The organism is Pseudomonas sp. KCJK9111, from assembly GCF_046231935.1.
Taxonomy (GTDB): domain Bacteria; phylum Pseudomonadota; class Gammaproteobacteria; order Pseudomonadales; family Pseudomonadaceae; genus Aquipseudomonas; species Aquipseudomonas parafulva_B.
In genome coordinates this window covers 1-4,608 of the sequence record NZ_JBJJMO010000114.1, presented here as the reverse complement: position 1 = coordinate 4,608, position 4,608 = coordinate 1, and the positions used below count along the sequence as shown (strand labels likewise).

The following is a 4,608-nucleotide window of genomic DNA, read 5'->3' as shown; positions in this document are numbered from 1 at the left end:
ATACCTGTTGAAGTAGCAAGGGGTATTCAAAAAAATGATAAAAGAGACCCTATGATATATTCGGTCTATACCGAACATATAGCACGGCTAAAGGTTGGTAGAGACTTTGATTTTACTCAGCTGCCCGAATATTTTACCCACCTTAAGGAAATGGAAATGGTTTTCAGGACGGCGGCATATTCTATGCTTGTTATCCGAGAAGGTAGGCCAGGTCGAATAGTGCTTCCCCGATCCAAAGAAGCTCCGTTCTAGTGTGATATTCAGGCATACCGTTGCCGAGCGGGATCCCCGTAATGTTTTAACTAAAAAAAGGCATTAAAAAGCCGGCTTGTGGCCGGCTTCTCGGGGACGCTTCCGACTAATTTATGGTAAGCCGCAATCGCCTTAACGGTGTGGCCAAAAGAGGCCTGAAAGAGATGGCTGATGCCCGTATGGGGTATCGCCGAGCCCTCTGGACTGCGGCTTGCGCCGGTCGGGGCTGATGTGCGCGTAGCATACAAGGGCACGCACCTGATGCCCAGCAAAAAATGGCACAGGGTGTTTCAACCGGGTCGTTGCCGGCGAAAATGCGACCAGTGATAGACCCACCCAAGGATCTCCAGCCCTTGCGCCTGGCGCTGGCTGGGGGTCAAGCGCTCGACGGCGTAGTTGTGCCGGTCATGACTATGCAGGTAAAGCGTGCCGTGCTCGCCCATGGTCAGGTTATGCACGCGCAACGCGCCATTGATCAGCAGGGCATAGGTTTCGCCCTCGACGATCTGGGTCATGCTCATGTCGATGGCCAGGGTCGCTTCGACGGGGATCAAAGGGGCCATGTTGCCGCCTGGCATGGCCATGCAGATGGACGTGTCGTGTTTGACGCCCAGCATTCGCAGGGCGTTGGCAGGCAGGCGCAGGGCACGCCCTGACACCTTGCACAGCAGGCCATTGCGCACCTCGTGGAACGGTACGTGTACCACGCGCCCGCGATGAACGGCACGCGGAATGGGGGCGTCTATCGGCACCGGGCGTGGCGGACAGGTGCGCAGGATGGCATTGGGATGTTTGGCGCCTTCGCCGGTGCGCAGCCAGCGACGGTGCACGCAGAACAGGTCGGCGAGCTCGTCCAGGCGAGCCAGCGGGACCCCGCGATTGAACCAGTTGTTGACGTGCTGAGGCGTCACGCCGCGCTGGGCTGCGAAGTTTGCAGGGGTCAGGCCGCATTCTTGAAGAAGGGCTCTTAAACGTTCACCAGATGTGTTCATGAAGAAAGTGTAGCGGCACGGTGCCACCAAGGGTATGAACAGGATGTTGATGCGCGGAAGGGGAGATGTAGGAGCAGTCAGACGCGGGTGTAGGACGTGTAGAACGCTTAAGCCGAGATTGGCTGTGAAGCCTATCGCGCGCCAAAAAAAACCCGCCGAAGCGGGTTTTTCATGCAATCAGGATCAGCCTTTGTAGGCTTCGACCGATTTGGTGATCGCAGCGCGGGCGGCGTCGGCGCCGTCCCAGCCTTCGATCTTGACCCACTTGCCCTTCTCGAGATCTTTGTAGTTGGCAAAGAAATGCTCGATCTGCTGGATCAGCAGGGCAGGCAGGTCGGTGTATTCCTTCACGTCCACGTACAGCTGCGACAGCTTGTCGTGGGGCACTGCGATGACCTTGGCGTCGCCGCCGCCATCGTCGGTCATGTTCAAGACACCTACCGGACGGGCGCGGATGACCGAACCTGGGGCCACTGGGTAAGGGGTAACCACCAGCACGTCCAGCGGATCACCGTCGTCAGCCAGGGTGTTGGGGATAAAGCCGTAGTTGGCCGGGTAGAACATAGGGGTGGCCATGAAACGGTCGACGAACAGCGTGTCGCTGTCCTTGTCGATCTCGTATTTGATCGGCGCGTGGTTGGCCGGGATCTCGATGGCGACGTAGATGTCGTTCGGCAGGTCTTTGCCCGCCGGAATCTTGCTGTAGCTCATTGGGCAGTGCCCCCGTGTTTGACCAAAAAAGTGGCGGCGATTATAGGCATATTCCGACGGGGCATGCCACGTCTGGCCCAATGGACCGGGCGCTACACGGGGGGATGGCGATAGTCGGGATGCTCGCGTTGCAACCGGGCCAGGCGTGCAAGCGGGTTCTGCCGGTAGAACAGCGACAGTTGCTGGTAGACCTCGGGGTACGCCTGGTGCAGCAGGTCGGGGGCGCTGAAGAAGTACTCGCTGGTCACGGCGAAGAACTCGGCGGGGTTTTCGGCGGCATAGGGGTCAATCGGCGTTTCGGCTTCCGGATCCAGGTCGAGTTGTCGGTTGAGGTCGTCGAAGGCCTGTTGCATGGCGTTCGCCCAGCGTTGCACAGCCATGTCGCTGTGCAAGGGAGGCAGGCCATTGGCATCGCCGTTGAGCATGTCCAGCTTGTGCGCCAGCTCATGGATGACCAGGTTGTAGGCTTCCCAGCCGCCACTGCCGAACACGCCATTGCAGGCCAGGATGATCGGGCCCTGCTGCCAGGCCTCGCCACTGTGTTCGCCGTCCCAGGCGTGCTCCACGCCGCTGGCGTCCCGGTGGCGCTGCGGGCTTTTGAAATCGTCGGGGTAGAGGATGATTTCGTGAAAGCCCTGATACCAGTTCAGGTCACCCAGGTGCAGTAACGGCAGCTGAGCTTGTGCCGCCAGCACCAGGCGTTGCTCATCGTCGAGCTCGACGCCTGGCAGGCACGTCAGGTGCTTTTCGTTCAGGAACAGGATGCTGGCCTCGCGCAACCATTGGTCCTCGGCGTCGTCGATACCGTCCAGTATGGGCAAGCGCTCGCGTACGGCTTGCCATTGCTGGACGCTGATCGGGAAGCGCGCCAACGTGCGCTTGCGCCGCCAGGCGCTGAACGACCACATGCCCGATCAGGCGCCTCAGTGCGCCTTGGCCGGGCGACCCAGGCGGGTGCGCAGCAGGCCGAGAATCATCGGGACCAGCGACAGCACGATGATACCCACTACCATCAGCGACAGGTGCTGTTTGATGAACGGCACGTTGCCGAAGAAGTACCCCAGCGTGACCAGGCCGCCTACCCAGAGCAACGTGCCGGCAATACTGAAACCGAGAAAGCGCGGGTAGTGCATGCGGGCAATACCGGCCACGAACGGCGCGAATGTGCGCAGGATGGGCAGAAAACGCGCCATGGTGACCGTTTTGCCGCCGTGACGCTCGTAGAAGTCGTGGGTGCGCTGCAGGTAGTCGCGGCGGAAGATCTTCGAGTTCGGGTTGCTGAACAGGCGCTCGCCGGCCGTTCGCCCGATCACGTAGTTGGTGCTGTCGCCCAGGATGGCGGCGATCATCAGCAACCCGGCCAGCAGGACAGGGTCCATGCCGCCGCCCGCAGCGACTGCACCGGCGATGAACAGCAGGGAATCACCTGGCAGGAAAGGCATCACCACCAGCCCGGTTTCGCAAAAAATCACAGCAAACAAAATGGCATAGATCCAGGGCCCGTAATTGGTGACCAACAGATCAAGGTACGCATCGAGATGGAGGATGAGGTCCAGCGGGTTGAAATCCATGTACAGCACCTGTGGTCTGGGTCGAAGGCTCGGTGACCTGGAGGAGTGAAATTTCACACATGACAAGTGGGCCATTATACGGCGAAGTCAGGATCACGCCCGCAGAGTTTGTAGCGAGGGGTTACGGCAGTAGGAAGGCGTGAGCTGCGTCGTAGTACGGCAGACAGACACCGAGGTCGTGGAGATCGTTCATCGTCCGCGCTCGCCGCACGGAGGGTTCGGCGAGCGTGTTCAGTGGCCCGCCTGTAGCGCGCCGCAGGGCAGCCGGTGCAGCACCACCCTCCTGCGCAGGTGCTCAGCCCTTGCCCAGAAGAAAGTTACCCTTCTGGCTGGCCAGTTCGTCACTTTCCAGGCTGTGAACTTCAGCCTCATCCTTGAGGTTCACGCCTGACAGCTGGCGCCGACAGGCTTCACGCATCAGGTACAGCAGCCGATGCGCGGCCATGCCATAGCTCAACCCCTCCAGGCGAACATTGGAAATGCAATTGCGGTAGGCATCGGTCAGCCCGACCCTTGGGGCGTAGGTGAAATAAAGCCCCAGGCTGTCCGGCGAACTGAGCCCTGGCCGCTCACCGATCAGCATCACGGTCATGCGAGCGCCGAGCAGCTCGCCCACCTCATCTGCCACCGCCACGCGTCCTTGCTGGACCAACGTTATGGGCGCGCAAGTCCAGCCTTCGGCGTTGACCTGCTCCTCAAGGCGCGTCAGAAACGGGAGCGTATGACGGTGTACCGCCAAGGCGGAGAGTCCGTCGGCGACCACGACTGCCAGGTCGACCCCGCCTGGGTTGGCCTGGGCATGCTGGCGCAAGGTGGCGACCGAATCCTCGTTCAGGCGCCGGCCCAGATCGGGCCGCTGCAGGTATTGATGACGGTCGCTTGCGGCGCTGTGCAACACCAGGCTATCGCGCCCCCGTTGATCGAGCTGTGCCGTCAGTTCAGTCACGTCGAAGGGCAGGTGCACGGCGTCCCGAGCCTGGGCATGGGCGAACTGGAAGTCCAGTTGCGCACTGGTCGGAAGGCTGGTGCCCACGCGCCCCAGGGCGATACGGGCGGGGGTCAGGTTGCGCAGGGCCAGCCAG

At 60.9% G+C, this 4,608-nt stretch carries 6 protein-coding genes; 1 reads left to right on the top strand and 5 read right to left on the bottom strand.

All coding sequences use genetic code 11. The annotated features are described in order from the left end of the window. Nucleotides 1–252, top strand: a 252-nt coding sequence (locus tag ACK59L_RS21290; RefSeq protein ID WP_409275898.1) for a hypothetical protein, incomplete at its 5' end; no start/stop codon positions are given. Between the two features lie 290 nt (nucleotides 253–542). Here the strand turns inward: ACK59L_RS21290 and ACK59L_RS21285 are convergent. From ACK59L_RS21285 to eutC, 5 genes are all read right to left on the bottom strand, one after another. After that, a complete protein-coding gene (locus tag ACK59L_RS21285) occupies nucleotides 543–1,244 on the bottom strand; it encodes a helix-turn-helix transcriptional regulator (RefSeq protein WP_078479185.1) in 702 nt (233 codons plus the stop codon). A 183-nt stretch (nucleotides 1,245–1,427) separates the two neighbouring features. Further along, the gene (gene ppa, locus ACK59L_RS21280; protein WP_023534987.1) at nucleotides 1,428–1,955 is read right to left on the bottom strand and encodes an inorganic diphosphatase; all 528 of its coding nucleotides are present in this window, start codon (nucleotides 1,953–1,955) and stop codon (nucleotides 1,428–1,430) included. Between the two features lie 92 nt (nucleotides 1,956–2,047). Next, nucleotides 2,048–2,863 (bottom strand): zinc-dependent peptidase, encoded by an 816-nt coding sequence (locus ACK59L_RS21275; protein WP_058603986.1) that lies wholly within the window; start codon nucleotides 2,861–2,863, stop codon nucleotides 2,048–2,050. A gap of 15 nt (nucleotides 2,864–2,878) precedes the next feature. Beyond that, entirely contained in the window at nucleotides 2,879–3,526 is a 648-nt protein-coding gene (locus ACK59L_RS21270; protein WP_196135485.1) for a DedA family protein, read from the bottom strand. A gap of 295 nt (nucleotides 3,527–3,821) precedes the next feature. After that, nucleotides 3,822–4,608: ethanolamine ammonia-lyase subunit EutC (gene eutC, locus ACK59L_RS21265; RefSeq protein ID WP_409275895.1), on the bottom strand; the 787-nt coding region annotated here is incomplete at its 5' end.

Bases quoted from the DNA above. Each gene is read 5' to 3' on its own strand.
- ACK59L_RS21285 (WP_078479185.1), bottom strand. From the start codon at position 1,244: ATGAACACATCTGGTGAACGTTTAAGAGCCCTTCTTCAAGAATGCGGC.
- ppa (WP_023534987.1), bottom strand. From the start codon at position 1,955: ATGAGCTACAGCAAGATTCCGGCGGGCAAAGACCTGCCGAACGACATC.
- ACK59L_RS21275 (WP_058603986.1), bottom strand. From the start codon at position 2,863: ATGTGGTCGTTCAGCGCCTGGCGGCGCAAGCGCACGTTGGCGCGCTTC.
- ACK59L_RS21270 (WP_196135485.1), bottom strand. From the start codon at position 3,526: ATGGATTTCAACCCGCTGGACCTCATCCTCCATCTCGATGCGTACCTT.